Raw genomic sequence first — 26,533 nt, 5'->3', positions numbered from 1 at the left:
ATGAAGCCGCAGGTCCGGGGGCCCACGGCGATCCGCAAGGAGAGAACCCACCATGATCCGCAGCAATCCGAGAGGCCACCGGGCACGGGCCGGCGTAGCCGTGCTGGCCGCGCTCGCCACCGCGGCGCTGGGCGCCTGCGCGCCGTCGAGCAGCGGCGAGGCCGGGGCCGGCGAGCCCCTGCCGTCCGTCACCGTCGAGGACGCCGCGTCCTTCGACCTGCAAGCGCTCATCGCCGCCGCGAAGAAGGAGGGCAGCGTTCTGGTCTACGACGGCAGCGGCGACGTCAAGGACATGGCCAAGGAGTTCGAGAAGAAGTACGGGATCAAGGCGGAGGGCGTGAAGTCCAAGGCCGCCGCGACCGCGGAGAAGATGACGCGGGAGGCGCAGGCCAAGAACGTCACGATCGACGTCAGCCTGTTCGAGGACGGCCCGATGCTCGTCTCGCAGCTCCTCCCGCAGAAGATCGTCAAGACCTGGATCCCGCCGGACCTGGCCGCGAACATCGAGGAGAAGGACCGCAACCCGCTGGTGATGATCTCCAAGGGCTACGTGTTCCTCTACAACCCGAAGCTCAGTCCCGACGGCTGCCCGGTGAAGAACATGTGGGAGCTCACCGACCCCAAGTGGAAGGGCAAGGTGATGATGCAGGACCCCCTCGGCAAGGGGATCTTCATCCAGTGGTTCACCCAGATGTCGGAGAAGGGCGGGGACAAGCTGGCCGCCGCCTACGGCAAGCTCGGCAAGGGCGAGCTCAAGACCGACGAGAAGGACGCCGTCCACGAGTGGGTGAAGCGGCTCGCGAAGAACGACCCGATCCTGACCGGTGAGGACGAGGACGTCGCGGCCGGGATCTCGGCCCCCAACCAGACCCAGGTGAAGATCGGCCTGCTGTCGACCGCGAAGTTCCGCGACATCGAGCAGAAGAAGTACGACATGCGGGTCTGCGAGGGCCTCACGCCGTGGTCCGGCTTCATGTACCCCAAGTACGCCACGATCGCGACCGGCTCCAAGCACCCGAACGCCGCCAAGCTCTTCGTCCACTTCGCGATGACGAAGGAGGGCTTCAGCCTGGAGGCCGGTAGCGGCGGAGTGTCGGGCAACAAGTCGGTCGGGCAGAGCCCGAACACCCCTCCGGGGCTGACCGACTGGCCGACCGAGCTGTACACGTTCTCGCCGGAGTCGCTGCCCGCGGACTTCCGCGCCCGCCAGGGGATGCAGGACTTCTGGCGCGTCAACCACTCCTGATCTCTCGTCCCGGCGGGTCGCGTTCGTGACCCGCCGGGCCCCACCCCGGAGGAATCGTCCATGGCGGTCGCCGCCCCCGCACGGCCGTCACGCGGCCGGCGCGTGCTCTACAAGCTGCGCGTGCTTCTGCGTGACCCCACCGTGCTGCTCGGCCTCGTGCTGAGCGTCGCGCTGCTCTACCTCGTCATCGCCCCCCTCGTCTCGGTCATCTCGGACGCGGGACGCGTCCAGTACGGCGACGACACCCGCACCGGCCAGGAGTCCGGCTCGTGGACGAGCTACTACCTGTGGCGGGTGTTCCGCTCGCCCGTCAGCCGGCTGCTGTTCTGGGAACCGCTGGTGCACACCCTCACGATCGGGGTCGGCGTCATCGTGTTCGCCCTCGTCGTCGGCGGGTCGATGGCGTGGCTCGTCACCCGCACCAACGTGCCCGGCCGCAAGTTCCTGGCCGGGGCGCTGGTCGTCCCCTACATGCTGCCGTCCTGGACGTTCGCGCTGGCGTGGCTGTCGCTGTTCAAGAACGAGCGCTCCGGCGGGCAGGTCGGCTACCTGCAGGGCGCCGGGATCCACACACCGGACTGGCTCGCCTACGGGCCGGTGCCCATCATCATCACGCTCGGCCTGCACTACTACCCGTTCGTCCTGCTGCTGTTCGGCAACGCGCTGCGCCGCATCGACTCGCAGCTCGAAGACTCGGCGCGCATCCTCGGCGCCGGCGGCCGGACGGTGCTGCGCCGTATCACGCTGCCGCTCATGCTGCCCGCCCTGTCATCGGCGGTGCTGCTCGTCCTCGGCCGCGTCCTCGGCACGTTCGGCACCCCGTACATCCTCGGCCTGCCCAGCGACTACAAGGTCCTGTCCACGAGCCTCTACCACGCCATCAGGGACCGCAGCACCGGCGTCGCCTCGACCCTGGCGGGCGTGATCGTGCTCGTCGGCGTGCTCGTCGTGATCATCGACACCCGGCTCGTGCGGGAGCAGCGCCGGTTCGTCACGGTCGGCGGCAAGGGCGCGATGGACCGCCGCAGCGACCTGCGCCGCTGGCGCTGGCCCGCGTTCGCCCTCGCGGCGGGGGTGTTCGCCGTGAGCGTCGTCATCCCCGTGCTGACGCTGTTCTTCTCGACCATCACCAAGACCCCCGGCGTCTTCAGCGCCGACAACTTCACCCTCGACTACTGGTTCGGCGCCAAGATCGAGGGCGCCGTCGGGTTCCCGCACGGCGTGCTGCGCGGCAACCAGATGTGGGACGCGGCCTGGAACAGCCTGCGGATCGTCGGCCTCGCCGCCCTCATCTGCGGCTTCTTCGGGCTGCTGATCGGGTACGTGGTGGTGCGCGGCGCCGGAAGCCGGGTCTCCGCGTTCCTGCGGCAGGTGTCGTTCCTGCCCTACCTGGTTCCCGGCATCGCGTTCGCCGCGGCCTGCCTGTCGCTGTTCGCCGTCCAGCGCGGCCCCATCCCGGCCCTCTACGGGACGATCACACTGCTCGTCCTGGTGATGGTCGTGACGCACCTGCCGTACTCGTCCAGGTCGGGGATCTCGGCGATGATGCAGCTCGGCCGGGAACCGGAGGAGGCCGCGCAGATCAGCGGTGCGCGCTGGCCGACCCGGATGATCCGGATCATCATCCCGATCCAGAAGGGCGCGCTCGTCACCGGCGTGGTGCTGCCGTTCATCTCCGGGCTGAAGGAACTCAGCATCGTCATCATGCTGACGACGTCCGGCACGCAGTTGCTGACCACGCTGTCCATCGGCCTCGTCGAGTACGGCTACACCCAGCTCGCCAACGGGGTCGTGCTCATCATCGCCCTGCTCTCGTTCACCATGACCTACCTGGCCCAGCGGCTCACCAAGAGCAGCCTGGCCTCGGGCATCGGAGGTTGATCAATGCCGGACATCACGCTCAGCGGGGTGGTCAAGCACTACGGCGGCGGCGGCCGCGCGGCGGTGCAGGATCTCGACCTCACCATCCCCGACGGGTCGTTCACCTGCCTGCTCGGACCGTCCGGCTGCGGCAAGACGACCACCCTGCGCATGATCGCCGGGCTGGAGCAGCCGACCCGGGGTGAGATCACCGTCGGGGACCGGGTCCTGGACTCGGTGGAACGCGGGATCTACGTGCCGCCGGAGAAGCGGGACATGGGCCTCGTGTTCCAGAACTACGCGCTCTGGCCGCACCTCACCGTCCTCGGCAACACCGAGTTCGGGCTGCGGATGCGCAAGGTGCCGGCCGAGCGCCGCAAGGCCCGCGCCAAGGAGGCGCTGGAGAAGGTGCACGTCGCCGAGTGCATGGACCGCTACCCGTCCCAGCTGTCCGGCGGGCAGCAGCAGCGTGTCGCGCTGGCCCGCATGCTCGCCGTCGACCCGGACGTCCTCCTGCTGGACGAGCCGCTGTCCAACCTGGACGCGCGGCTCCGCCTGGAGATGCGGACGGAGCTGAAACGCATCCACGAGGAGACGCGCGCGACCGTCGTGTTCGTCACGCATGATCAGATGGAGGCCATGACGATGGCCACGCACATCGCGGTCATGTCCGAGGGGGAACTGCAGCAGGTGGCGCCGCCGATGGAAATGTACGAACGTCCCGTCAACCGGTTCGTCGCCGAGTTCGTGGGGAGCCCGCCGATGAACATCGTCGGCATCGGCGAAGGCGAGCCGGACGGCGTTGCCGGCTCCCTCCTGCGGTACGTGGCGGAACACGCCGGCGTGGGGAGGCCGGGGTGCGCGGGCATCAGGCCCGAGGCGCTCAAGCTGGCGCGGTCGCGGGACGACGTGCCCGAGGGGGCCTGGTCGGACGAGGCCGTCATCGAGACCGTCCTGCCGACCGGGTCGAGCTGGACCGTCCAGCTGCGCGTCCTGGACACCGAGATGTTCGCCGTCACACACGAGAGCCCCGAAGCCGAGCCGGGCGACCGGCTCCACTGCTGGGCGCGGCCCGCCCGCCTCCACCTGTTCGGCCGGGACGGCTCCCGGATGGACGCGTGGGACGACGCGGCCGCCCCCGTCCAGAAGGCGGCGTCGTGACCCCTTCCCTTCCCCGGCCGCGGGCGCTGCTGCTGGACTTCGGCGGCGTGCTGGTCGAGACGTCCCGGCGCCCGGGATGGTCGGCGGCGCTGGCCAAGGAGGTGCACGCGGCCCTCACCCGGGCCGGATGCCATGACCTCGACGCCGCAGCCGTCGAGGCCGACATCAAGGCGGGCTCCGCGGCGGACAAGTACTGGAAGGACGCGATGTCCCGCCCGTACGCGCCGCCGGAGATGACCCACACCGCGTTCTGGGGCGACTACGTCGCCGCCGACTGGCCCGCGCCCGCCCGCCAGTTCGTCGTCGCGCAGGCGACGCCGCTGTGCAAGCGGATGGGCGAACTGCGTCAGGACCGCCGCACCCGCCCCGGCATCCCCGAACTGCTGGACACCGCCGCCGGCCTCGGCATCGCCTGCGCGGTGGTCAGCAACTCGCTGTCGGGCGCCGTTCACCGCGACTACACGGCGGCGACGGGTCTGGCGGGCAAACTGGCCCTGGAGGTCTACAGCGACGAGGCCGGCGTCCGCAAACCCAACCCGGAGATGATCTGGATCGCGACCCGTGCCCTCGGCGTCGACCCCGGGGACGCCTGGTACGTCGGCGACAACTTCGACCGGGACGTGGTATGCGGGCGGCGCGCCGGTGTCGGCGGCAACGTGCTGATGGTCGCCAAGGGCACCTACGACGTTCCGTACGAGGTCAGGTACCGTCCAGACGCCGTCGTCGACGACGGGCACGAGCTGCTCGAACTGCTCACCAACGCGATCGAAGGAGACGAATGAACGTCGATGTGCCCGCTTCGCGGGAGCTCGCCGGAATCGCCGAGCTCGCCGCTCGCGCCACGGGGGACCGGCTGCGGGCGGCGTTCCGCTCGCGTCCCGAGGTCGACACCAAGCGCGACATGCACGACCCGGTCACCGAGCACGACCGCGCGGCGGAGGAAACGATCCGGGAGGTGCTCGGCAAGGAGACCCCGGGCAGCGTCGTCGTGGGCGAGGAGGGCGGCGCGCAGGGGGCCGACGGCGACATCCGCTGGTACGTCGACCCCATCGACGGCACCGCCAACTTCGCCGTCGGCCTGCCGTTCTTCTGCGTGTCCATCGGCGCCGTCGCCGGCGGCGAGGTCGTCGCGGGCGCGGTGTACGACCCGGTGCGGGACGAGATGTTCAGCGCGTCCCTCGGCGGCGCGACCTGCGACGGCGAGCGCATCGAGAGCAGGGGCGCCGCCCGCGACGCGACCGCCGTCGTCGCCACGTCCTATCCGAGCGCCCGCGAACTGGCCGGCGACCGCGACGACGCCCTGCGCCGCTTCGGCATGATGGTGGACGCGTTCGCGACGCTGCGCCGCCCCGGCAGCGCCGCGCTCACCCTCGCGCACGTCGCCGCCGGCTGGACCGATGTCGCGTTCGACCCGTCCATCAACGCGTGGGACGTCACCGCGGCGCTGCTGCTGGTCCGGCAGGCGGGCGGGACGTACCTGCCGCTCGGCGGCGCGCCCGGCGCGCCCGACCACGAGGCCCCCGGCTACCTGGCGTGCGTCGGCGGGTTCGACCTCGACGGCTCCGTCATGCTCGAAGTGACCGGCGCATGAGCACCACCGGCGTCCGCACCGTCGACTGGATCGTCACCGACCTGGACGGGACCCTCGTCGGCCGCGACCTGAAGATCGTCGAGGCGAGCCTGGCCGCGCTGCGCCGCTTCGCCGCGGCGGGCGGGACGGTCGTCATCGCCACCGGGCGCGGCGAGGAGGCCGCGCTCCCGTACTACCGCACGCTCGGCCTCACCACCCCGGCGATCCTCTACAACGGCGCGCGGGTGGTCGACCTGAGCACCGGCGCCGTCCTGCACCGGCGCTGCCTGAGCGTGGTGGTGTGGGCGAAGCTGACGTCGCTGTTCGGCGAGCTGCCCGAGGGGGTCTGGCCGGTCGCGTTCAGCGGCGGCCGCGCCCACGTCCGGGCCACCTCGCCGACGCTGGCGGAGTACGCCCGGCGCGACGGGATCGGGCTCACCGAGATCGGCTCATGGGGCGAGCTGCCGTTCGACGACATCATCAAGGTCATGCTGATCTGCGACCGCCCCGAGCTGATGGACCCGGCCGAACGGACCGTGTCCGAGGCGATCCCGGGCGCCACCCTCGTCCGCTCCGAGGACACCTACCTGGAGGTGCTGCCCACCGGCGCCACCAAGGGCACGGCGCTGCGCGAACTGGCCGCCGCGCGGGGCGTGGCGCTGGCCGAGATCGCGGCGATCGGCGACAACCCGAACGACCTCGACATGATCCAGGCCGCCGGGCTCGGCGCGGCGGTCGGCGACGGCGCCGAGTCCGTCCGCGCCGCCGCCGATCTCGTGGTAGGCGCGTGCGCGGACGGCGCCGTCGCCGACCTCGTGGCACGCGTCCTGCCGTGATCCTGACCGTCGTCGGCTGCGCGGGAACGGTCCCGGGGCCGGAGGCCGCCTGCTCCTGCTACCTGCTGGAGCGCGACGGCTTCCGGCTCCTGCTGGACGCCGGGACGGGGTCGCTCGGCCCGCTGCAGCGCTTCGCCGACCCGTGCGCGATCGACGCCGTGGTCGTCAGCCATGCGCATCGCGACCACTGCTCGGACCTGATCCCGCTCGCCTACGTCCGGGACCGCCGCGGGCCGTCGGCGCCGCTGCCCGTCCTGGCTCCGGCGGGGACGTGCGCGAAGGTGGCCGGCCCGTCGCCGCCCGCCTACGCGGACGGCCTGCGGTGGGTGGACGCGGCCCCCGGCCCGTCCGTGTTCGGGCCGTTCACCGTCGAGACGGCGCCGGTGCGGCATTCGGTGCCCGCCCTGGCCGTCCGGGTCACGGCGGGCGGCGCGTCCCTCACCTATTCGGGCGACTCCGGGGAATGCGACGAGCTGCTGAAGCTCGCGCAGGGCACCGACGTCCTCCTGTGCGAGGCCGCCGCGTCCGTGGCGACGCCCGGCTCCGACCGGGCGCATCTGACTCCGGCGCAGGCGGCCGGCCTGGCGAAGGAGGCCGGCGCCGGGCATCTCGTCCTCACGCATCTGCGCCCGTGGGCGGACCCGGCCGAGGCTCTGCGCGCGGCGCGGGACGTCTACGCGGGCCCGATCTCGCTGGCGGCCCCGGGTCTGCGCGTCATCGCCTGACCGGGCCGGTGGTGCCGCGCTCGGTCAGCAGCGGCGGGACGGTTAGGCGCCGCGCCTTCGCCGGGGCGCCGTCGCGGATCCGGTCCAGGAGGGCGGCCATCGCCAGGCGCCCCAGCTCGCGGGGCGGCGGGGCGATCGTGGTGACCGGCGCCGAACGGGCGCCCGGGGGATCGCCGTGGACGATCAGGGACACGTCCCCGGGGACGTTCCGCCCGGCGCGCAGCAGGGCGGTGAGGGCGGCGGCGCCGGTCGCGTCGCCGAGCGCGAGCACGGCGGTCGGCGGCTCCGGTGCGCGCCACGGCTCGTCCGGATCGGTCAGGACGGCGGTGCGGCCGAGCACGGCCGCGCAGGTGCGGCGCAGCGGGGACGGGCGGGAGCCGAGGTCGAGGCAGGCGATGCGGCTGTGCCCGAGCGACGTCAGGTGCGCGATCGCCCGGTCCACGGCCGCGGCGTCGTCGCCGGTGACGCAGTCGACGCCGGCCGACCGGAGCGCGCGTCCGACGACGGTGACCGGCGAGCCGGCCGCGGCCCGGCCGATCTCGGCGGCGGTGATGCGGGGGTAGGCGAGGACGACGCCGTCCAGGCGCAGGTCGAGAAGGTCCTCCAGGGCGGTGCGCTCCAGTGCGGGACGGCCGCGTCCCGTGGTCAGCAGCAGCCGGACGTCGCGCCGGGCGGCCTCCTCGGCCAGGCCGTCGTGGATCGCGGCGCTCACCGGCTCGTGGAGGTCGGCCAGCAGCACCCCGACGATGCCCGTCCGGCCCGCCGCGAGACCGCGCGCCATGGCGTTGGGCCGGTAACCGAGTTCGCGGGCCGCTTCGAGCACGGCCTCGCGGCGTTCCCGGCCGACCTTGGGGGAGCCGCGCATCACCAGGGACACCAGCGCGCGGGACACCCCGGCGCGGGCCGCGACGTCCTCCAGGGTCGGGTGGGCCATGCGGTGCTCTCCAAGGGTCGGCGGTGAGCCGCCGCCATGGGGGGCTCCATGACGGCGGCTCACCGGGTCGGGTGCGGCTCAGATTCTCGGGTCGCTCAGTCTCCCGGGTCGCTCAGTCTCTCGGGTCCCAGTCGCCGGGCGTGACGTCCAGGTCGAGCGGCTGGGCCACATCCTCCCAGGCCACGAACTTGAAGTTGGTCTTCTCGCGGACCTCGCCGTCCCCGTCGACCTCGTCGGGGGTGTCGACGCCGTCGTGGACGACGAGGAGGCCGTCGGAGAAGCCCCCGATCGGGGCGCTGGTCACCATCGCGCCGTCGCACACCTCGGAGCCGTCCACGGTGGCGCCCGGAGCGATGCGGAAGCGGCCGATGTAGTCCTCCGGGTCCTCGCGGTCGAAGACGGCGAAGGTGTTGTCGCCCTGGCTGGAGGCGATCAGGTAGCCCTCGCCGTCGTCCTGCCGGTAGACGCTGAGCCCTTCGGCGTCGGCCGTCAGGTGCTCGCCGCCCACGCCCGGGTCGGGCCCGCTCACCTCGCACTCGTCGGTCACCGGGTTGTAGGTGGCCGGGACGCCGTACTGCTTGACCTTGTGCAGGAGCACCGGCGCGCCGCCGGACATCGGGATGCGCCAGATGCCGACGTCCTCCTGCGCGGCGAACAGGGCGCCGTTCTCGGTGTCGGCGACCATCCCCTCGACCTGCGGGCCCTCGCCGGGATCGCCGCACGGCGTCCAGGTGCCGCCGCCCGGCAGCGAGAACGACGTGGGCAGGTCGACGTTGCCGAGGTGCCGGTAGGTGACCGTGCCGGTGCGGGTCGCCTCCAGGCGGACGAGGCCGAGCCGCGAGGTGTCGGCGCGGCTGACCGCCGCGTAGGACCTGCCGTGCGAGTCCGTCCAGGACGCGAGCCCGTAGGCGGTGCGCTCCTCGTTGACCTCGTCCTGGGAGGCCGAGAAGACGGGTGTGACACCGGGGTCGGTGACGTCGGTGAGCGGCGCCTGGCCCTGTTCGGCCAGGTCGGGGTCGATCGCGTACGTCCGGACGGTGTCCCGGCCGCGGTCGGACACGACGGCGAGGTCGGTCCTCTCGCCGCCGAGCCGGAAGCCGTAGACCAGGTCGACGTTGTTGAACCGGCCGACCGTGTCGCCGGGTCGGGGCGCCGCCGGTGCGGCGAGGCGCTGGATCTCGTTGCCGGCGGCGTCGTACACCGCGAGCCCGCCCTCCTTGAGGGTGGCGATGACCAGGTCGCCGTCCCGGTCGTCGGGGTGGCTCCAGATGGCGGGGTCGTCGGCGTTGGCGTTGCCGCCCGCGTCGTCGTCGAAGACCGGAGGGGTCTCCAGGCGGGCCTGGACCAGGGCGAGCTCGTCGCCCTGGGCCGCCGCGGGGACGGCGGGCAGGACGGCGGCGGCGAGCGCCACGGTGGTGGCGGCCGCCGCCAGGCGGGGTGCGCGGCGGATGCCTCGGGGGGTGGGTTTCAGGTGCATCGGGTTCCTCCTGATGCGAGGTGCGGACGCCTGAACCGTAAGCGTTAGAGCGCTCTAATTCAATAGAGCGCTCTAATCGATCAACCGGATTTCACCGGAGGTTCGCCCGCGGCCGCGCCGCGGGGTCAGCGTTCGACGAGGGTGAGGGCGAAGGAGTAGCGGTCCGCCCGGTAGACGTGGCAGCCGTACTCGACCGCCGCGCCCTTGTCGTCGAAGGCGGTGCGGTTCATGGTCAGCAGGGGGACGCCGCGCCGCTCGTCCAGCAGCCGGGCCTCGGCCGCCGTCGCGCCGCGGGCGCCGATGGTCTGGTTCGCGATGCGCAGGTTGATGCCGGTGCCGCGGAGCAGCTCGTACAGGCCGTGCTCGGTGAGGTCGGCCTCGGTCACCTTGATCAGGTCGAGGGGCAGGTAGTTGGTGAGCAGGGCGAGCGGCTCCTCGCCGGTGTAGCGCATCCGGCGCATCCGGGTGACCTCGGCGCCGGGCGGGACGCCCAGCTCCTTGGCGACCTTGTCATCGGCCGGGACCGGGCCGAGTTCGAGGACCTCCGTGCGCGGGTCCCGGCCGGCCGCCGCCAGGTCGTCGTGCAGGCTGCTGAGCTCGACGGGGCGGCGGATCTCCGACTGCACCACCTGGGTGCCGACGCCGCGCTTGCGCACCAGCAGGCCACGGTCCACCAGGTGCTGGATGGCCTGGCGGACGGTCGGTCGCGACAGCCCGCAGCGGTCGGCGAGCTCCACCTCGTTCTCCAGCCGGGTGCCCGGGGCGGGCTCACCGGCCCGGATCGCCGCCTCGAGCTGCTGGGCGAGCTGGTAGTACAGCGGGACGGGGCTGGCCCGGTCCACGGTCACGCGCGGTCGGTACACGCATCGCCTCCTCTCCTCGGAACGATCGTACCCGCGTTTGTGTGTTTAACTTATTACCTCATAATGTCCTAACAAACTATTGACATGCCTTCAGCATGTTCAGCAGACTCGGCGGGGCCGGTTCCGGCTCCGGGGCCGGGCGCCTCGCTGGGGAGATGGTAAGCCGATGATCAACGACCGCGTCGCGGGAGCCCCGATCTCGTGGGGGGTCTGCGAGGTCCCGGGCTGGGGGCATCAGATGGCGCCCGGACGGGTGCTCGCGGAGATGCGCGACCTCGGGCTCGCCGCCACGGAGTTCGGCCCGGACGGCTTCCTGCCGCCCGGCGCGGCCGAACGCGCCGCACTGCTGGCCGAGCACGGGCTGCGTCCCGCCGGCGGCTTCGCGCCCGTCGTGCTCCACGATCCCGGACGCGACCCGCTGCCCGAGATACGGCGGATTCTGTCCGGTTTCGGTATGGAACGCTCCAAACCGGGCCTGACGCTGGTCCTGGCCGCCGTCCACGGCCTCGACGGCTACGACAGGCGTCCCCCGCTCGACGCGGCGGGCTGGACGGCCCTGCTCGCCAACCTCGACCGGATCGACTCCCTCGCCGCCGAGGCGGGCGTCCGCGCGGTGCTGCACCCGCACGTCGGGACGATGGTGGAGGGGTCGGGCGAGGTCCGGCGCGTCCTCGACGGCTCAGGCGTCCCGCTGTGCCTGGACACCGGCCACCTGCTGATCGGCGGCACCGACCCGGCCGAGCTGGCCGCCCGCGTCCCCGGACGCGTCGCCCACGTCCACCTCAAGGACGTCGACGCCGCGCTCGCCGACGCCGTCCGCCGCGGCGCGACGCCCTACACCGACGCCGTCCGCGCCGGCGTCTACCGGCCGCTCGGCGCGGGCGACATCGACATCGGCGGCATCATCGGCTCCCTCGAAGGCGCCGGCTACGACGGCTGGTACGTCCTGGAGCAGGACACCGTCATCGACCACGAGCCCGACCCGGGCGCCGGTCCGCTGGAAGACGTGCGCGCATGCGTCGGCTTCCTCGCCGGGATCACCTCATGACGGACGGAACGGCGTCCTTCGACGTCATCACGATGGGCCGCGTCGGCATCGACCTGTATCCGCTGCGGTCCGGCGTCGGCCTGGACGAGGTCGACACGTTCGCCAGGTTCCTCGGCGGAAGCGCCACCAACGTCGCGGTCGCCGCCGCCCGGCACGGCCGCCGCACCGCCGTGATCACCCGCACCGGCGCCGACCCGTTCGGACGCTTCGTGCGCCGCGCCCTCGCCGAGTACGGCGTCGACGACGGGTTCGTCGCGGAGGTCGCGGAGCTGCCGACCCCGGTGACCTTCTGCGAGCTCTTCCCGCCCGACGACTTCCCGCTGTACTTCTACCGCCACCCCAAGGCACCCGACCTGGAGATACGGGCCGAAGAACTCGACCTGCCCGCGATCGAGGCGGCCGGGGTGCTGTGGGCGACGATGACGGGCCTGTGCGCCGAACCGTCCAGGACGGCGACGCTCACCGCACTGGCCGCCCGCCGCCGCGCGGACCTCACCGTCCTCGACCTCGACCACCGGCCCACGTTCTGGGAGTCCCCGCAGGAGGCGCGGCGCTGGGCGGACGAGGCGCTCCGGCACGCCACCGTCGCGGTCGGGAACGTCGCCGAATGCGAGGTCGCCGTCGGCGAGAACGACCCGGAGCGCGCCGCCCGCGCGCTGCTCGACCGGGGCGTCCGGCTCGCCGTCGTCAAACGCGGACCGGACGGCGTCCTCGCGGTCGCCGCCGGCGGCGAGACCGCCGAGTCGCCGCCGCTGCCCGTCGAGGTCGTCAACGGCCTGGGCGCGGGCGACGCGTTCGGCGGTGCGCTCTGCCACGGGCTGCTGTCCGGCTGGGACCTGCCGCGCGTCGTCGGCTTCGCCAACGCCGCCGGCGCGATCGTCGCCTCCCGGCTGGCCTGCGCGGCCGCGATGCCGGACGGCGACGAGGTTACGGCGCTGCTGAGGGGGACCGCCGCGTGAGCGTCGAGATGCGGGACACCGGTGACGCCCGCGCGGGATCGCGGGCTGGACGGATCGCGGCGCTGGCCGACCGGCGCGCGTTCCGCCCCGAGTCCATCGCCGAGGCCGCCGCCGAGCGCGGCAGGCGCCCGGCGCTGCTCGGCGAGACCGGGCGGCTGATGCTCGTTGCCGCCGACCACCCGGCCCGCGGCGCCCTCGCCGCCGGCGGCGACCCGCTCGCCATGGCCGACCGCGGCGAACTGCTGGACCGGCTGTGCACGGCGCTGGAACGGCCGGGCGTCGACGGCGTCCTCGCCACCCCCGACGTGGTCGAGGACCTGCTCCTGCTCGGCGTCCTCGAAGGCAAGACCGTGATCGGCTCGATGAACAGGGGCGGCCTGACCGGGGCGTCCTTCGAGATCGACGACCGCTTCACCGCCTACAGCGCCGACGCGATCGCCGCGTCGCGGCTCGACGGCGGCAAGGTGCTCCTGCGCGTCGACGACGACGATCCGGCGACCGCCCGCACCCTGGAGAGCTGCGCGCGGGCGGTGTCCGCGCTCGCCGGGCACGGCCTGATGGCGATGGTCGAGCCGTTCATCGCGCGGCGGTCGGGCGGCCGGGTCCGCAACGACCTGTCTCCCGAGGCGATGATCAGGGCGATCTCGATCGCGTCCGGGCTCGGCGCCACGTCGGCGCACACCTGGCTGAAGGTGCCCGTCGTCCAGGACATGGCGCGGGTGATGGCCGCCTCGACGCTCCCGGCGCTGCTCCTCGGCGGCGAGGTCGCCGACGACCAGCGCGCCGCGCTGGACGGCTGGCGGCGGGCCATGCGGCTGCCGACCGTCCGCGGCCTGGTCGTCGGCCGCTCCCTGCTGTACCCCGCGAACGGCGACGTCGCGGGAGCCGTCGACGCGGCGGTGGAGATCCTGTGAACCACCTGGCGGAGGGACGGTCATGAGGCTGACGGTGGGTCAGGCGCTGGTGCGTTTCCTGGCGGCGCAGTACAGCGAGCGGGACGGGGAGCGGCGGCGGTTCTTCGCGGGCTGTTTCGGCATCTTCGGGCACGGCAATGTCGCCGGTGTCGGGCAGGCACTGCTGGAGTACGCCGAGGATCTGCCGTACTACATGGCGCGTAATGAGCAGGCGATGGTGCACGCCGCCGCCGGGTATGCCCGGATGAGCGATCGGCTGGCCGCGTTCGCGTGTACGACGTCGATCGGGCCTGGGGCGACCAACATGGTGACCGGGGCGGCGCTGGCCACCGTCAACCGGTTGCCGGTGCTGCTCTTGCCGGGTGATGTGTTCGCTACGCGTCCAGCCAATCCGGTGTTGCAGGAGCTGGAGGACGCCCGGTCATACGACGTGTCGGTGAACGATTGTTTCAAGCCGGTGTCGAGGTACTGGGATCGGATCAATCGTGCTGAGCAGTTGCCCAGTGCGTTGCTGGCGGCGATGCGGGTGCTGACCGATCCGGCCGAGACGGGCGCGGTGACGTTGGCGCTGCCGCAGGATGTGCAGGCCGAGGCGTATGACTGGCCGGATGAGTTGTTCGCGCCGCGGGTGTGGCGCATCGCGCGGCCGGTGCCCGAACTCGCCGCGCTGGAGGAGACGTCGGCCGTCCTGCGGGGCGCTGAGCGTCCGCTGATCGTGGCGGGCGGCGGGGTCATCTACTCCCGCGCCACCGACGATCTGCGGGCTTTCGCCGAGCGGACCGGTATCCCGGTGGCCGAGACCCAGGCGGGCAAGGGCGCTCTGCCGTGGGATCACGCGTGTGCGGTGGGCGCCATCGGCGCGACGGGCACGACGGCCGCGAATGCCCTGGCGCGTGAGGCCGATGTCGTCATCGGCGTCGGCACCCGTTACAGCGACTTCACCACCGCGTCCCATAGCTTGTTCGCCGACCCGGGCGTGCGGTTCGTCAACGTCAACGTCGCGGGGTTCGACGCCGCCAAACTCGCGGGCGTCTCTGTTGTCGCCGACGCGCGGGAGGGCATCCGGGGCCTGAACGCGGCAGTGGACGGCTACAGCGTCCCGGCCGCCTACCGGGACCGGACCCGGGCCCTGATGACCGACTGGAACGCCCAAGTCGACCTGGCGTATGCGCCCCGGAACGCGGAAACACCGGCGCAGCCGGAGGTCATCGGGATCGTCAATGCCGAGGCCGGGCCCCGGGACGTCGTGGTGTGCGCCGCCGGTTCCATGCCGGGCGACCTGCACAAGCTGTGGCGGGCCGGCGACCCCAAGGGCTACCACGTCGAGTACGGCTACTCCTGCATGGGCTATGAGATCGCCGGCGGTCTCGGCGTGAAGATGGCCGCCCCGGACCGGGAGGTGTTCGTCCTGGTCGGGGACGGGTCGTACCTGATGATGGCCCAGGAGCTGACCACGGCGGTCGCCGAGGGGGTCAAGCTGATCGTCGTCCTGGTCCAGAACCACGGCTACGCCTCCATCGGGAACCTGTCGGAATCGGTCGGCGCACAAAGGTTCGGCACCCGCCACCGCACCCGGACCGACACCGGACTCGACGGCGAGACGCTCCCGGTCGACCTGGCCGCCAACGCCGCCAGCCTCGGCGCCGACGTGATCCGCGCGGACGGCGCCGACGGATTCCGCGCCGCGCTGCGCAAGGCGATCGCCTCGCCGCGGACGACGGTCGTCCATGTGGAGACCGACCCGCTCGTCCAGGCGCCGGACAGCGGCGCCTGGTGGGACGTCCCGGTCGCCGAGGCGTCGGCGCTGGAGCACACCCGGCGGGCCCGCGCCCGCTATGACGACGGCAAGAAGACCCGACGCCGCTACCTGTGAGGGGAACCCCATGACTTCAATCCAGCACCGGATCGGCGGTGTCCCGGTCGGCGGGAGCATCGCGGCGCCGGTTCACGACCCGGCGACCGGACGGCGGCGGGGGGAGGTGGTCCTCGGACGCGAAGCCGAGGTGGACCTGGCCGTGGGCGCCGCCGCGCGGGCCTTCGAGTCCTGGCGGGAGGTGTCGCTGACCCGCCGGACACGGGTCATGTTCGCGCTGCGCGACCTGCTGGAGCGGCACGAGGACGAGCTGGCCCGCCTCGTCACCGCCGAGCACGGCAAGGTGCTCGACGACGCGCGCGGCGAGGTCGTCCGGGGGCGGGAGGTCGTCGAGTTCGCGTGCGGGATCCCGCAGGCGCTCAAGGGCGAGTACTCCGACCAGGTGTCGTCCGGCGTCGACGCGTTCTCGTTCCGGCAGCCGCTCGGGGTGTGCGCCGGGATCGTCCCGTTCAACTTCCCCGTGATGGTGCCGCTGTGGATGCACCCGATCGCGATCGCCTGCGGGAACGCGTTCGTGCTCAAGCCGAGCGAGCGCGTCCCGTCCGCGTCCAACCTGATCGCCGAGCTGTACGCGGAGGCCGGGCTGCCCGACGGGGTGTTCAACGTCCTGCACGGCGACGGCGAGACCGCGGACGCGCTGATCAGGCACCCGGACGTGGCGGCGGTGTCGTTCGTCGGGTCCACGCCCGTCGCCCGGCGCGTCCACGGGACGGCGAGCGCCGAAGGCAAGCGGGTCCAGGCCCTCGGCGGCGCCAAGAACCACGCGGTCGTCCTCCCCGACGCGGATCTCGACGTGGCCGCCGACCAGATCACCGCGGCGGCGTACGGGTCGGCGGGGCAGCGCTGCATGGCGATCTCGGTGGCGGTCGCCGTCGGGGACGCGGCGGACCCGCTGATCGACCGGCTCGCCGGCCGGGCCCGCGCGATCAGGGTCGGGCCGGGCACCGACCCGGCCACCGGGATGGGGCCGCTGATCAGCGCGGCGGCGCGGGACCGCGTCGCCGGGCACGTCCTGGCGGCCGAGGAGGCGGGCGCGAAGATCGTCGTGGACGGACGCGACCTGCCCGGCCCCGGCTTCTTCGTCGGCCCCTGCCTCCTCGACGGCGTCACCACCGGCATGCCCGCCTACGAGGAGGAGATCTTCGGGCCCGTCCTGATCGTCCTGCGCGCCGGGACGCTCGGCGAGGCGATCGCGCTGGTGAACGCCAACCCCTACGGCAACGGGACGGCGATCTTCACCTCGTCCGGGGAGGCGGCGCGGCGGTTCCAGCGGGCCGTCCACGTCGGGATGATCGGGGTGAACGTCCCGGTCCCGGTGCCGATGGCGTTCTACTCCTTCGGCGGCTGGAAGGCGTCGCTGTTCGGCGACACCCACGTCCACGGGCCGGAGGGCGTGCGGTTCTACACGCGCGCCAAGGCGGTCACGAGCCGGTGGCCGGAGCCGTCCCGGCCGTCCGAGGCGCCCGGCATGGCCTTCCCGACGGCCCGCTGAATCAAGATTGTCCTGGGGGTTCGCCGCCCGGCCGGTGATCGTTCATCGGTGGTTCAGGGGCGGCGACCAGGCTCCCGCGTGATCCCCTCACGTGAAGGAGTGCCCATGTCCGTGACTCGCCGTGGAGTCGTCAAGGGCGGCGCGGCCGGCGCGCTGTCCATCGCCCTCGCCGGAAGCCTGGACGGAATCTTCCAGACGTCCGCAGGTGCCGACACCGGGGAGGCGTACGGCTACGGTCCGCTCGTCCCCGACCCCGAGGGCGTCCTGGACCTGCCCAAGGGTTTCTCGTACAAGACGCTGTCGACGGAGGGCGACCCCATCTCCGACGGCGTCGTCGTCCCCGGCCACCACGACGGGATGGCCACGTTCTCCGCGCGCGGCCACGGCCGCGGCGACCAGGGCCGCGGCCGGGGCGGCCATGGACGCCCCGGCAACACCCTGCTGGTCCTCAACCACGAGCAGGGCACCAACGGCACCCGTGCCGTCGGGACCCCGGCGCTGACCTACGACCCGGTCGCCAACGGCGGCACGAGCACCCTTGAGGTCGACCGCCACGGAAACCTCCTGTCGCAGTACGTCAGCCTCGCCGGGACGGCGGTGAACTGCGCCGGCGGCCGCACCCCCTGGGGGACCTGGCTGACGTGCGAGGAGACCGAGGGGATCGGCGGAGAGAGCAAGAGCCACGGCTGGGTCTTCGAGGTCGACCCGTACGGCCGGCGGACCGAGCCCGTCCCGCTGACGGGGCTCGGCCGCTTCGCGCACGAGGCCGTCGCCGTCGACCCGCACACGCTCACCGCCTACCTCACCGAGGACGCGTCCAGGCCGTTCGGCCTGTTCTTCCGGTTCCGTCCCCGCGCCCACCGCGGCGGCTACCACGCCTACCTGGCGGGCGGGAAGCTGGAGGCGCTGAACGTCCCCGGCGTCCCGGACCTGTCGCTCGTCACCGAGCCCGGGACCCGGCTGCGCGCCCGGTGGGTGGACGTCCCCGACCCGCTCGCGAAGCAGACGTCCATCCGCAAGCAGTTCGAGGACGGCGACGTCACGCGGAGCCAGAAGCTCGAAGGCGCCTGGTGGGGGCACGGCAAGGCGTACTTCGTCGCCAGCTTCTCCAGCAAGGAGGACGGCGCCGCCGGCGACCACGCGGGCCAGGTCTGGACCTACGACCCGCGCCGCAACGAGGTCGAGCTCCAGCTCATCTTCAAGCCGGGCGGCCGCTTCGACGGCCCGGACAACATCACGGTCTCCCCGTACGGCGGCGGCGTGATCCTGGCCGAGGACGGCGACGGCGAGCAGTACCTCGTCGGCACCACACGTAAGGACGAGCCGTTCGCGATGGCCCGCAACGCCCTCAACGGCAGCGAGTTCACCGGCGTCACGTTCTCCCCGGACGGGCGCACGCTGTTCTTCAACCGCCAGTCCGGCCCCGGCGCGACGTTCGCCGTCACCGGCCCCTGGCACCGCCTGCGCGGCTGACCCCTCGCCGACTTGCGGCGTGTTGTCGTCATCGGAGCGCCGGTGGCGACGGCACCCCGCGGTCGGCGTTCTCGCGTGCCGCGACAAACCGCTGTGTCAGGCGGCCCACGCCTTCCAGTTCGCTGACCAGAACCTCACCCGGACGGATGAACCGCTTGGGCGTGCGGGCGTTGCCGACGCCGGACGGAGTCCCGGTGAAGACGAGGTCGCCGGGGAACAGCCGGCAGACCCGGGAGAGCCGGACGAGCAGCTCGGGAACGTCGTAGATCATCGCCGAGGTGCGCGCGTTCTGCATGGTCTCGCCGGAGAGGCTGCACGAGACGGACGCGGACGGTGTCGCGGGCGACCGCGACCACCATCTCCACCTCCCAGTCCACGGTGCCGGACGGCAGTTCGACGTCGCAGACGGGTCCGGCGAGGCAGCTGGGGAACTTGGTGAAGGTCACGGGCGCGGACTCGGGCGGGTACCCCGCCTCGTGCGCGTGCTCGGCGTAGTTGATGCCGATCGCGAACACCTGGGCCGGGCGGGGAGCGGCGGTCCGAGGTCCTCCACCGCGAACGGCTCGCCGCGCGCCGCGTCCAGGGCCGCCGCCCAGTCTCTGAACGCGTCCCATTCGGCGAGGACGGCCTGCGGGTCGGCGGGGAACCGGCCCCCGCTCGCCCCGGCGACGTCGACGGCCGCGTCCCCGGCGATGACGGCGGCCCGGCCGTTCAGGTTCGCGAACCTCACCAGCCGACCCGTTCCGGCGCCGGCTCGCCGTAGGCGTCCCGCCAGGAGACGACGGGGTTGCGCAGCAGGCCGACTCCCTCGATCTCGGCCTCCACGACGTCCCCGGGACGCAGGTAGAAGCCGAACGGGTCAGGCTGGACGGCGGCGACGCCCGACACGGTCCCGGTGGTGAGGATGTCTCCGGCGCTGTAAACCTGGGGGGAGTGGTAGGCGACCAGATGCGGGATCGACACCCGCATCTGCTTGGTGTGCCCGGTCTGCCGCGTCTCGCCGTTCACCCGCAGTTCCATCGCGAGGTTCTGCATGTCGCCGATCTCGTCGGCGGTGACGATCCACGGGCCGATCGGGCAGAACGTGTCGATGGCCTTGCTGAAGGAGAAGACCCCGGACTCCATCTCGCGGCGCTGGATGTCGCGTGCCGTGATGTCGTTGAAGACGGTGAACCCGGCGATGTGCTCCAGCGCCTGCTCGGGTCCGAAGAACTTGCCGGGCTTGCCGATGATGACGGCCAGCTCCAGTTCGTAGTCCAGCTCCTTCGTGAGGTGCTCGGGGTAGACGACCGGGTCGTCCGGGCCGATGATCGCATCGACGTTCTGGAAGAAGACGATGCCCTTGTGCACCGGGTGGGACCAGTTGACGGCCTGGAGTTCCTCGTGGTGGTCGGCGAAGTTGCCGGCGGTGTGGAAGAACTTCTTCGGCCGGATCGGCGCCCGCAGCCGGACGTCGCGCAGCTTCAGCCGCTCCCCGGTTTCGCCGACGCGTCCCTCGCGTTCGAAGTACGCGCGCGTGGAGGGGACGTCGAGTTCGATGACGTCCTCGCCGTCCAGGCGGCCGACCCGGCCGTCGTCAAAAGTGATCAGTTTCATCGTTGTCGGTTCCCCGAATCGTGAGGTGAAGGACCGTGAGGTGAAGGAAGGTGTGCGGTCAGGAACGCCCGCGTGACGCACGCCGCTCGGCCGCCGACAGCGCGGCGTTGACGGCGAGCGCCCCCGCACAGACGACGATCACCATGGCGTCCAGCGCGGCGGCCCGCTGGTTGGTGATCTGCAGGGCGATGAACGTGCCGACGCCGTCGACCGAGATCATCAGCTCGGCCAGCAGCACGCCCAGCAGCGACAGCGCCGCGCCGATCTTGAGTGCGCCGACGATGTCGGGCAGGCAGGCCGGGACGATGAGGTGCAGCGCCCGGCGCAGCCGGCCGGCGCCCATGGCCCGGCCGGAGTCCAGGACGGACGGCTCGACCGCCGCGGCGGCCGTCATCGTCATCAGGATCACCGGCATGATCCCGTGGATGGCGCCGAACGCGATCTCCGAGCCGTCGCCGAGCCCCAGCCACAGCACGAACAGCGGGTAGAAGGGCGCCATCGGCAGCGCGTACAGGATGGACACCACGTCCCGGCCGCCGAGGTAGACGTGCTTGTTCAGGCGGCCGAGCAGCAGGCCCACCGCGGTGCCCGCGACGGCGGTGATCAGGAAGGCGATCAGGAACCGGTAGGTCGTGTACCCCACGAGCGTCAGCGACTCGCGGGTCAGCACGTCCGGCAGCCCGTCGGCGACGATGAGGCTGGGCGAGGTGAGGTAGTCGCCGCCTCCCGAAGCGAAGCGGGTCAGCGCCTCCCAGGCGCCGATCAGCCCGAGCACGGTCGCCCAGCGGACGAGCTGGGCGCCGGCGGCCTCGCCGCGCCCGGCGCGCGACGGCTCGCGCGCCGTCGCGGACCGGGTGACGGTGGTCATGGCCTGCTCATTTCGCCGTGATGATCTGGGTGCTGAGGTAGGACTCCTCGGCGGGCGACGAGGTCGCGATGCCGAGCTTGGGCAGGGCCTTGGCGTAGTCCGCGAGCCCCGCCGTGCTCAGCGCGCCGTCCGGTGTGAAGTCGCCGATCAGCGCGTCGTAGGTCTGTCCCGCGAGCGGCGCCGGCATGCCGACCTCGGCCACCGCGAGGTCGATGGCCGGCTGCCGGTTGGCCTTCATCCACTCGATCGACCGGGTGTAGGCCTTCGCGAGCTTGCGCAGGTTCGCCTCGTTCTCGCCGATGTAGGACTTCTTGGCCATCAGCAGCGCGAACTGGGACTCGGGGCCGAGCACCTCCGACGCCCGCTGCGCGATCTTGCCCTCGTTCTTGGACGCCAGCAGGAAGCCGAAGTTGACGGGCAGGACGAACGCGTCGATGTCGCCGCGCTTCATCGCCGCCATCGTCGCGGACGGGGCGCCGAGCGGAACCTTCTTGATCTCCTCGGCGGTGACCCCGGAGGCGTCCGCCGTCGCGCGGATCATGTAGTCGGTCAGCGACCCCACCTTGGAGATCCCGACCTTCTTGCCCGCGAGGCCGGAGAAGCCCGTGATGCCGGAGTCCCGCGGGACGATCAGCGCCATCGGGCTCTTCGCCATGACGCCGAAGAACGCCTGCGTCTCCAGGTTCTTCGCCGCGCCCGACACCGCGTCCAGCCCGGTCGCGGCGCCGACGTCGATGGAGCCGCCGGTCATCGCCTTGGTGAGGTCGGAGCCGGAGGTGAAGTCCACGACGCTCACCTCAAGGCCCTCCTCCTTGAAGAATCCCTGCTTCACGGCCACCCGGGCGGGCATGGCGTGCACGAAGTCCTGCGCCTGGACGAGCCCGATCTTGATCGAGGTGGACGGGCCGGACGCGTCGTCGCCGCCGCACGCGGTGAGCGCGGAGGCGCACAGCGCCGCGACCGCGGCGATCTTGAGGGTGAGGTTCATCGGGTGACGCCTTTCTGGAGGACGAGGGTGGTGACCGAGAACAGGAGGTTGACGGCGACCGTGACCAGGCAGGCGATCACGATCCAGGCGAAGAGCCCGGGGCTGTCCAGTCCCTGGCTGGTGGTGCCGAGCTGGTAGCCGATGCCGGCGGCGCCGGCGATGAACTCCGCCGCGATGACCGTGACGAGGGCGAGCCCGAGCGACACCCGCATGGCGGCGAGGACCGGGCCGAGGACGGCGGGCAGGACGACGCCGCGCAGCCACTGCGCGCGGGTCGCGCCCATCATGCGGGCGGCGGTGATCAGGCGGCCGTCCACGTTCGCCGTCGCGCGGGCCGTCGCGATGGCGACGGGGAAGAAGGCGTACAGCAGCCCCAGCATGATCTTCGACTGGGAGCCCACCCCGAGCGTCGCCGCGAGCACCGGGTACAGGATCACGAGCGGCAGCACGCTCATGCTGGTGAGGATCGGCTCGTAGGCGCGCCGCAGCAGCCGCGAGGAGCCGGTCAGCAGGCCGACGGGCAGCGCGAGCAGCACCGCGATCCCGAACGCGGTCGCCGTCTCCCGCAGAGTGGTGCCGATCGGCTCGACGAGCTTCGACGGCTCGCCGGCCAGGTCGGCCAGCACCTGCACGACGCTGCCGATCGTCGGCAGCAGCAGCGGCGCGACCGCCCCGGTGGCCGACAGCAGCCACCAGGCGGCCAGGACCGCCGCGACGGTCCCCGCGTAGACGAGCGCGCGGCGCGGGGCGATCACCGCGGGTCCCCTGGGACGTCGTCCTCCAGCAGGAGCGCCGACAGCCGGTCGGTGAGCGCGTGGAATCCGGGGGTGCGCAGCACCCGCGGCTCGCGGGGACGCGCCAGCGGAACCTCGATGATCTCCTTGATCGTCGCCGGGCGCGGGGTCATCACGATGACGCGGTCGGACAGGTACACCGCCTCCGACAGGCTGTGCGTCACGAACAGCACCGTCTTGCCGTGCTCTTCCAGCAGCGTGGCGAGCTGCTCGCCGATCTTCGTCCGGGACAGCTCGTCCAGTGCGGCGAACGGCTCGTCCAGCAGCAGGAGCGAGGCGTCCGACACCAGCGCCCGTGCGATCGCGACACGCTGCCGCATCCCGCCGGAGAGCTGGTCCGGGAAGCGGTGCGGGACGTCGCCGAGCCCGACCGCGTGCAGGGCCTCCATGGCCCGGGTCCGGCGCTCGGCGCGGCCGACACCGGCGAACTGCAGCGCGATCTCCACATTGCGCACGGCGCTCCGCCACGGGTACAGGGCCAGGTCCTGGAAGACGAAGGAGACGTCGCGCGGGCGCGGGCCCGCGACGGGCGTCCCGTCCACGAGCAGCTCCCCGGCGGCGGGTTCGAGGAGGCCCCCGACGGCGCGCAGGGCGGAGCTCTTGCCGCATCCGGAGGGGCCGATGAAGCTGACGAACTCGCCGGGCCGGACGTCGAAGGTCAGGCCGGTCGCCGCCGTGGTCTCCCCGTAGGCGAGGGCGAGGTCGCGCGCGACCACCCGGGGCGGCGCCGTGTCGTCCGGGACGGTGCTGGTCATGGTGGGTTCCTCGCACTGCCGGGCCATGACCGTCAGGCCCCGACCATGTTGAATCCGCCGTCGGCGAGCATGTAGGCGCCCGTGATGTGCGAGGCGTCCTCGGTGGCCAGGAACAGCGCCGTGCCCGCCACCACCTCGGGCGGCGGGATGGTGCCCATCGGCGTCTGCGCGATGAGCTTCTCCCGGCGTCCCGACTTCCAGTCCTCGCGCTCCAGCGTTGCCCCGGTCTCCATGAAGCCGGGCGCGAACGTGTTGACGCGGACGGCCGGCGCGAAGGCGGCGGCGTAGGACTTGGTGATGCCGAGCAGCCCGTACTTCGCGGCGGCGTACTGGGGTGCCCGCGCGCTGCCCCGCACCACGACGGTCGACCCGATGTTGACGATGGCGCCGTGGCCCTGCTCCAGCATCCGCGACCCGAATTCGTGCGTCATCAGCAACGTGCCCTTGACGTCGACGTCGATGACGCGGTCCAGGGACTCCTGCGTGAGGTCACGCCAGGACATCTGTTCTGTGGCGACGTCCCCGACGTTGTTGACCAGGACGTCGAGCGTCCCCGTCCGCTCGAACGCCTTGTCGGCGAGCAGGCGGATCGATCCCCAGGACGAGATGTCGGCCTGCACGGTGAACGCCTCGCCGCCGATCGCGCGGATGCGCTCGGCCGTCCGCTCGGCTCCCCGCTTGGAACTGTTGTAGTGCACCCCGACCCGGGCGCCCTCCTGCGCCGCCCGGAAGGCGATCTCGGCGCCGAATCCGGTGCCCGCCCCCGTCACCAGCACCGTCTTCCCCGCGAACCGCGGAAAGATCTTCTGACCCGTGTTCTGGCTCATATGGCCGCTCCAAACTGGTTTAGACGAGCGTGCGTCCGCCGTCGACGTACATGACGTGGCCCGTCATGAACGCGGCGTGCGGTGAGGAGAGGAAGAGGATCGGGCCGACGACCTCGCCGGCCGTGCCCAGCCGCCCGGCGGGCACCAGCCGCACCAGGTCCTCGCGGACGCCGGGCTGGGCGAGGTATCCGGCGGTCAGCGGCGTCTCGACGTAGCCCGGTGCGACGGCGTTCACGGTGACCTTGTGGCAGGCCCACTCGGCGGCCATGACGCGCATCATCTGGTTCAGGCCGCCTTTGGACGCGGCGTAGGGGGCGTGCTTCCGGTGCGCCAGGTGCCCGGAGACCGAGGACAGGAAGATGATGCGTCCGCCGCCGGCCCCCACCATGTGACGGCCGGCCTCCTGCGCCGTCCCGAACGCGGTGGTCAGGTTGGTGCGGAGCATCCGGTCCCAGTCCGCCTCGGTGAACTCCAGCACCGGCCGGCGGTCGTTGACCCCGACGCAGTGCAGCAGGACGTCGAGGCCGCCCATCTCCTCCACGGCGCGCTTGACGACGGCGGCTGCGGCGCCGGACTCGGTGAGGTCGGCCGCGATCGTGTGCGGCAGGGTTCCATCAGGTCCTTTGGGCAGGGCGGCCAGGCGGCCGGCGTCGCGGTCCACCGCCGTGACGACCGCTCCCGCGTCCAGGTATCCGCGGACGCACTCCGCGCCGATGCCGCCCACGCCCAGGACGAGCACCCGCGCGTCCCGCAGGCCCAGCCAGCCCGTCGCCGTGTCCGGCGATGCCTGCGTCCCGTCAGCCACTTGCGGTCCCTCGCCTTCTGTTCTAATTTCATTGTGTGAAAGTGACTTTCACTAGGGAAGAGTATGGTGTGACCTCGACGATGGCGTCAAGCAACCGAACCCCCGCCCCCGGAAGGTGCGACCCATGAGCGCCGAAGACACCGCCGCCGGTGACCGTTCGCGCTACCACATCGCGGCCCTCGCCAAAGGACTGCAGGTCCTGAGCCTCTTCGACGGCACGACGCTGTCGCTGCGCACCAGCGACATCGCGGCGCTCACCGGCATCCCGATGCCGACCGCGTTCCGCATCGTGTCCACGCTGGAGGACCTCGGATACCTGGAACGGCGGCACGACGGATCCGTCCAGCCCGGCGTCAAGGTGCTGACCCTCGGCTCCGCCGCCATGCGGGGATCGAGCCTCGTGCAGCTCAGCGACCGCCCCCTGCGGCTGCTGGCCGAGGCGACCGGCGAGACGGTCAACCTCGGCGTCCTCGTCGAGGACCGCGTCCTCTACCTCGCCCGGCTGCGGAACGCCGACCTGGTCACCGCCAACGTGCACGTCGGGTCCACCCTGCCCGCGCCTTACACGTCCATGGGCAAGCTCCTGCTCGCCCACCTGCCCGCCGGGGAACTGGAACGCCGCATCACCGCGGCGTCGTTCACTCCCGGTGCCGGACCCAACGCCGTCTCCGACATCGACGCTTTGCGCGCCCAACTGGACGAGATCCGCCAGAACGGCTACGCCGTCCAGGATCAGGAACTCGCGCAGGGCCTGCGTTCCGTGTCGGTCCCGGTGTTCGGGACCGGCGACGCTCCCGCCGCGGCGGTCAACGTCGCCGTTTCGGCCGCGCGGCACCCGGTCGGCGACCTGCACGGCGTCATCCTCGAACAGCTGCGCGAAACCGCCGCCGACATCAGTTCGAGGCTGAGCACCCGATGACACGGCGGCACGCGTTCACCCCCGAAGAACTCGACGGCGACCGGCTCGCCGTCTACCGGTCGATCACCGAAGGGCCGCGGGCCACCGGACCCCGCCTGTTCGACCTGGTCTCGGACTCGGGCGTCCTCCTCGGCCCCTTCAACGAGTTCCTGCTGCACCCGCCCCTCGGCGACGCGCTCCAAAGGCTCGGCACGGCGATCCGCTACCAGGGCTCCCTCAGCGGCAGGGCCCGCGAGACGGCGATCCTGGTCGTCGCCGCGGCCTGGGACAGCGCGTTCGAACGGACGGCCCACGAGGCCGTCGGCAGGGCGGCCGGCCTCACCGAGAACGAGCTCACAGCCATCGCCGAACAGGCGCCCCTGGAGTTCGGCGACCCCCACGAGGACGCCGTCCTGCGCCTCACCCGGGCTCTCGTCACCGGTGACGTCGACGACGAGACCTGGGCGGCGTGCGTCCCCCCGCTGGACCGCGAGACCGTCTTCGAGCTGACCACCCTCGTCGGCTACTACTCCACGCTCGCGCTCCAGATGCGCGCGTTCCGCGTCTGAGC

25 protein-coding genes and 2 pseudogenes are annotated in these 26,533 nt (G+C 72.2%); 15 read left to right on the top strand and 12 right to left on the bottom strand.

Going from position 1 to position 26,533, the window contains the following annotated elements:
• The first annotated feature begins 52 nt into the window (after window positions 1-52).
• From AB0C35_RS21810 to AB0C35_RS21780, 7 genes are read left to right on the top strand one after another with little or no spacing between them, the layout of a single operon-like run.
• Window positions 53-1,246, top strand: coding sequence for an ABC transporter substrate-binding protein (locus AB0C35_RS21810; RefSeq protein ID WP_358458547.1), 1,194 nt, complete (start codon window positions 53-55; stop codon window positions 1,244-1,246).
• A 60-nt stretch (window positions 1,247-1,306) separates the two neighbouring features.
• Entirely contained in the window at window positions 1,307-3,127 is a 1,821-nt protein-coding gene (locus AB0C35_RS21805; protein WP_358458545.1) for an iron ABC transporter permease, read from the top strand.
• 3 nt (window positions 3,128-3,130) lie between these two features.
• On the top strand, window positions 3,131-4,267 hold the full coding sequence (locus AB0C35_RS21800) for an ABC transporter ATP-binding protein (protein ID WP_358458543.1): 1,137 nt from the start codon (window positions 3,131-3,133) through the stop codon (window positions 4,265-4,267).
• Window positions 4,264-5,049, top strand: a complete 786-nt coding sequence (locus AB0C35_RS21795; protein WP_358458541.1) for an HAD family hydrolase — start codon at window positions 4,264-4,266, stop codon at window positions 5,047-5,049. The genes AB0C35_RS21800 and AB0C35_RS21795 overlap by 4 nt, the downstream gene beginning before the upstream one ends.
• On the top strand, window positions 5,046-5,858 hold the full coding sequence (locus AB0C35_RS21790) for an inositol monophosphatase family protein (protein WP_358458539.1): 813 nt from the start codon (window positions 5,046-5,048) through the stop codon (window positions 5,856-5,858). The genes AB0C35_RS21795 and AB0C35_RS21790 overlap by 4 nt, the downstream gene beginning before the upstream one ends.
• The gene (locus AB0C35_RS21785) at window positions 5,855-6,673 is read left to right on the top strand and encodes a Cof-type HAD-IIB family hydrolase (protein ID WP_358458537.1); all 819 of its coding nucleotides are present in this window, start codon (window positions 5,855-5,857) and stop codon (window positions 6,671-6,673) included. Before AB0C35_RS21790 ends, AB0C35_RS21785 begins: the two co-directional genes overlap by 4 nt.
• Complete coding sequence (locus tag AB0C35_RS21780; RefSeq protein ID WP_358458535.1) at window positions 6,670-7,398, top strand: MBL fold metallo-hydrolase; 729 nt, start codon at window positions 6,670-6,672, stop codon at window positions 7,396-7,398. Before AB0C35_RS21785 ends, AB0C35_RS21780 begins: the two co-directional genes overlap by 4 nt.
• On the opposite strand, the gene AB0C35_RS21775 is transcribed toward AB0C35_RS21780, so the two are convergent.
• The 3 genes from AB0C35_RS21775 to AB0C35_RS21765 all read right to left on the bottom strand — a co-directional run bounded on the left by AB0C35_RS21775 (window position 7,388) and on the right by AB0C35_RS21765 (window position 10,672).
• Window positions 7,388-8,332 carry a LacI family DNA-binding transcriptional regulator gene (locus AB0C35_RS21775; RefSeq protein ID WP_358458533.1) on the bottom strand — a complete coding sequence of 315 codons (945 nt, stop codon included), beginning with the start codon at window positions 8,330-8,332 and terminating at the stop codon, window positions 7,388-7,390. The two genes, AB0C35_RS21780 and AB0C35_RS21775, sit on opposite strands and share 11 nt — an antisense overlap.
• Before the next feature lie 112 nt (window positions 8,333-8,444).
• Window positions 8,445-9,809 (bottom strand): phytase, encoded by a 1,365-nt coding sequence (locus AB0C35_RS21770; RefSeq protein WP_358458531.1) that lies wholly within the window; start codon window positions 9,807-9,809, stop codon window positions 8,445-8,447.
• A gap of 125 nt (window positions 9,810-9,934) precedes the next feature.
• The gene (locus AB0C35_RS21765) at window positions 9,935-10,672 is read right to left on the bottom strand and encodes a GntR family transcriptional regulator (protein ID WP_358458529.1); all 738 of its coding nucleotides are present in this window, start codon (window positions 10,670-10,672) and stop codon (window positions 9,935-9,937) included.
• A 166-nt stretch (window positions 10,673-10,838) separates the two neighbouring features.
• Here AB0C35_RS21765 and AB0C35_RS21760 point away from each other — a divergent pair, with 166 nt between their 5' ends.
• The 6 genes from AB0C35_RS21760 (at window position 10,839) to AB0C35_RS21735 (ending at window position 18,431) form a co-directional block, all read left to right on the top strand.
• A complete protein-coding gene (locus tag AB0C35_RS21760; protein WP_358458527.1) occupies window positions 10,839-11,720 on the top strand; it encodes a TIM barrel protein in 882 nt (293 codons plus the stop codon).
• Window positions 11,717-12,679: a 5-dehydro-2-deoxygluconokinase gene (iolC, locus tag AB0C35_RS21755; RefSeq protein WP_358458525.1), complete on the top strand. Its 963-nt coding sequence runs from the start codon at window positions 11,717-11,719 to the stop codon at window positions 12,677-12,679. The genes AB0C35_RS21760 and iolC overlap by 4 nt, the downstream gene beginning before the upstream one ends.
• The gene (locus AB0C35_RS21750) at window positions 12,676-13,593 is read left to right on the top strand and encodes a hypothetical protein (RefSeq protein ID WP_358458523.1); all 918 of its coding nucleotides are present in this window, start codon (window positions 12,676-12,678) and stop codon (window positions 13,591-13,593) included. The genes iolC and AB0C35_RS21750 overlap by 4 nt, the downstream gene beginning before the upstream one ends.
• A 22-nt stretch (window positions 13,594-13,615) precedes the next feature.
• Entirely contained in the window at window positions 13,616-15,466 is a 1,851-nt protein-coding gene (gene iolD, locus AB0C35_RS21745) for a 3D-(3,5/4)-trihydroxycyclohexane-1,2-dione acylhydrolase (decyclizing) (protein ID WP_358458521.1), read from the top strand.
• A gap of 10 nt (window positions 15,467-15,476) precedes the next feature.
• Window positions 15,477-16,958 (top strand): CoA-acylating methylmalonate-semialdehyde dehydrogenase, encoded by a 1,482-nt coding sequence (locus tag AB0C35_RS21740; RefSeq protein WP_358458519.1) that lies wholly within the window; start codon window positions 15,477-15,479, stop codon window positions 16,956-16,958.
• Between the two features lie 105 nt (window positions 16,959-17,063).
• Window positions 17,064-18,431, top strand: coding sequence for an alkaline phosphatase PhoX (locus AB0C35_RS21735; RefSeq protein ID WP_358458517.1), 1,368 nt, complete (start codon window positions 17,064-17,066; stop codon window positions 18,429-18,431).
• A gap of 28 nt (window positions 18,432-18,459) precedes the next feature.
• On the opposite strand, the pseudogene AB0C35_RS21730 reads toward AB0C35_RS21735, so the two are convergent.
• The 9 genes and pseudogenes from AB0C35_RS21730 to AB0C35_RS21690 form a co-directional block, all read right to left on the bottom strand.
• Window positions 18,460-18,765, bottom strand: a pseudogene (locus tag AB0C35_RS21730) (fumarylacetoacetate hydrolase family protein); the annotation flags it as partial.
• A 72-nt stretch (window positions 18,766-18,837) separates the two neighbouring features.
• Window positions 18,838-19,045: pseudogene (locus tag AB0C35_RS21725) on the bottom strand (hypothetical protein); the annotation flags it as partial.
• 112 nt (window positions 19,046-19,157) lie between these two features.
• Window positions 19,158-20,027, bottom strand: a complete 870-nt coding sequence (locus AB0C35_RS21720; protein ID WP_358458515.1) for a fumarylacetoacetate hydrolase family protein — start codon at window positions 20,025-20,027, stop codon at window positions 19,158-19,160.
• Window positions 20,028-20,085: 58 nt separating this feature from the next.
• Complete coding sequence (locus tag AB0C35_RS21715; RefSeq protein WP_358458513.1) at window positions 20,086-20,895, bottom strand: ABC transporter permease subunit; 810 nt, start codon at window positions 20,893-20,895, stop codon at window positions 20,086-20,088.
• A 7-nt stretch (window positions 20,896-20,902) separates the two neighbouring features.
• A complete protein-coding gene (locus AB0C35_RS21710; protein ID WP_358458511.1) occupies window positions 20,903-21,883 on the bottom strand; it encodes an ABC transporter substrate-binding protein in 981 nt (326 codons plus the stop codon).
• The gene (locus tag AB0C35_RS21705; protein WP_358458509.1) at window positions 21,880-22,638 is read right to left on the bottom strand and encodes an ABC transporter permease subunit; all 759 of its coding nucleotides are present in this window, start codon (window positions 22,636-22,638) and stop codon (window positions 21,880-21,882) included. The genes AB0C35_RS21710 and AB0C35_RS21705 overlap by 4 nt, the downstream gene beginning before the upstream one ends.
• Entirely contained in the window at window positions 22,635-23,432 is a 798-nt protein-coding gene (locus tag AB0C35_RS21700) for an ABC transporter ATP-binding protein (protein ID WP_358458507.1), read from the bottom strand. Before AB0C35_RS21700 ends, AB0C35_RS21705 begins: the two co-directional genes overlap by 4 nt.
• A gap of 32 nt (window positions 23,433-23,464) precedes the next feature.
• The gene (locus AB0C35_RS21695; RefSeq protein ID WP_358458505.1) at window positions 23,465-24,259 is read right to left on the bottom strand and encodes an SDR family oxidoreductase; all 795 of its coding nucleotides are present in this window, start codon (window positions 24,257-24,259) and stop codon (window positions 23,465-23,467) included.
• Window positions 24,260-24,278: 19 nt separating this feature from the next.
• Complete coding sequence (locus AB0C35_RS21690) at window positions 24,279-25,064, bottom strand: SDR family oxidoreductase (protein WP_358458503.1); 786 nt, start codon at window positions 25,062-25,064, stop codon at window positions 24,279-24,281.
• Window positions 25,065-25,188: 124 nt separating this feature from the next.
• Between AB0C35_RS21690 and AB0C35_RS21685 the strand changes: the two genes are divergently transcribed.
• Window positions 25,189-25,983, top strand: coding sequence for an IclR family transcriptional regulator (locus AB0C35_RS21685; protein WP_358458501.1), 795 nt, complete (start codon window positions 25,189-25,191; stop codon window positions 25,981-25,983).
• The gene (locus tag AB0C35_RS21680) at window positions 25,980-26,531 is read left to right on the top strand and encodes a carboxymuconolactone decarboxylase family protein (RefSeq protein ID WP_358458499.1); all 552 of its coding nucleotides are present in this window, start codon (window positions 25,980-25,982) and stop codon (window positions 26,529-26,531) included. The genes AB0C35_RS21685 and AB0C35_RS21680 overlap by 4 nt, the downstream gene beginning before the upstream one ends.
• Window positions 26,532-26,533 lie beyond the last annotated feature (2 nt).

Origin of the sequence: Spirillospora sp. NPDC048819 (assembly GCF_040650055.1) — a bacterium.
Taxonomy (GTDB): Bacteria; Actinomycetota; Actinomycetes; order Streptosporangiales; family Streptosporangiaceae; genus Spirillospora.
The sequence above is the reverse complement of the archived record's forward strand: the minus strand, read 5'-3'. Positions and strand labels throughout refer to the sequence as shown.

Excerpts from the sequence above, each read along its gene's own strand:
- AB0C35_RS21810 (WP_358458547.1), top strand. The coding sequence starts at position 53 with ATGATCCGCAGCAATCCGAGAGGCCACCGGGCACGGGCCGGCGTAGCC.
- AB0C35_RS21805 (WP_358458545.1), top strand. The coding sequence starts at position 1,307 with ATGGCGGTCGCCGCCCCCGCACGGCCGTCACGCGGCCGGCGCGTGCTC.
- AB0C35_RS21800 (WP_358458543.1), top strand. The coding sequence starts at position 3,131 with ATGCCGGACATCACGCTCAGCGGGGTGGTCAAGCACTACGGCGGCGGC.
- AB0C35_RS21790 (WP_358458539.1), top strand. The coding sequence starts at position 5,046 with ATGAACGTCGATGTGCCCGCTTCGCGGGAGCTCGCCGGAATCGCCGAG.
- AB0C35_RS21785 (WP_358458537.1), top strand. The coding sequence starts at position 5,855 with ATGAGCACCACCGGCGTCCGCACCGTCGACTGGATCGTCACCGACCTG.
- AB0C35_RS21775 (WP_358458533.1), bottom strand. The coding sequence starts at position 8,332 with ATGGCCCACCCGACCCTGGAGGACGTCGCGGCCCGCGCCGGGGTGTCC.
- AB0C35_RS21770 (WP_358458531.1), bottom strand. The coding sequence starts at position 9,809 with ATGCACCTGAAACCCACCCCCCGAGGCATCCGCCGCGCACCCCGCCTG.
- AB0C35_RS21760 (WP_358458527.1), top strand. The coding sequence starts at position 10,839 with ATGATCAACGACCGCGTCGCGGGAGCCCCGATCTCGTGGGGGGTCTGC.
- iolC (WP_358458525.1), top strand. The coding sequence starts at position 11,717 with ATGACGGACGGAACGGCGTCCTTCGACGTCATCACGATGGGCCGCGTC.
- iolD (WP_358458521.1), top strand. The coding sequence starts at position 13,616 with ATGAGGCTGACGGTGGGTCAGGCGCTGGTGCGTTTCCTGGCGGCGCAG.
- AB0C35_RS21740 (WP_358458519.1), top strand. The coding sequence starts at position 15,477 with ATGACTTCAATCCAGCACCGGATCGGCGGTGTCCCGGTCGGCGGGAGC.
- AB0C35_RS21735 (WP_358458517.1), top strand. The coding sequence starts at position 17,064 with ATGTCCGTGACTCGCCGTGGAGTCGTCAAGGGCGGCGCGGCCGGCGCG.
- AB0C35_RS21720 (WP_358458515.1), bottom strand. The coding sequence starts at position 20,027 with ATGAAACTGATCACTTTTGACGACGGCCGGGTCGGCCGCCTGGACGGC.
- AB0C35_RS21715 (WP_358458513.1), bottom strand. The coding sequence starts at position 20,895 with ATGACCACCGTCACCCGGTCCGCGACGGCGCGCGAGCCGTCGCGCGCC.
- AB0C35_RS21710 (WP_358458511.1), bottom strand. The coding sequence starts at position 21,883 with ATGAACCTCACCCTCAAGATCGCCGCGGTCGCGGCGCTGTGCGCCTCC.
- AB0C35_RS21700 (WP_358458507.1), bottom strand. The coding sequence starts at position 23,432 with ATGACCAGCACCGTCCCGGACGACACGGCGCCGCCCCGGGTGGTCGCG.
- AB0C35_RS21695 (WP_358458505.1), bottom strand. The coding sequence starts at position 24,259 with ATGAGCCAGAACACGGGTCAGAAGATCTTTCCGCGGTTCGCGGGGAAG.
- AB0C35_RS21685 (WP_358458501.1), top strand. The coding sequence starts at position 25,189 with ATGAGCGCCGAAGACACCGCCGCCGGTGACCGTTCGCGCTACCACATC.
- AB0C35_RS21680 (WP_358458499.1), top strand. The coding sequence starts at position 25,980 with ATGACACGGCGGCACGCGTTCACCCCCGAAGAACTCGACGGCGACCGG.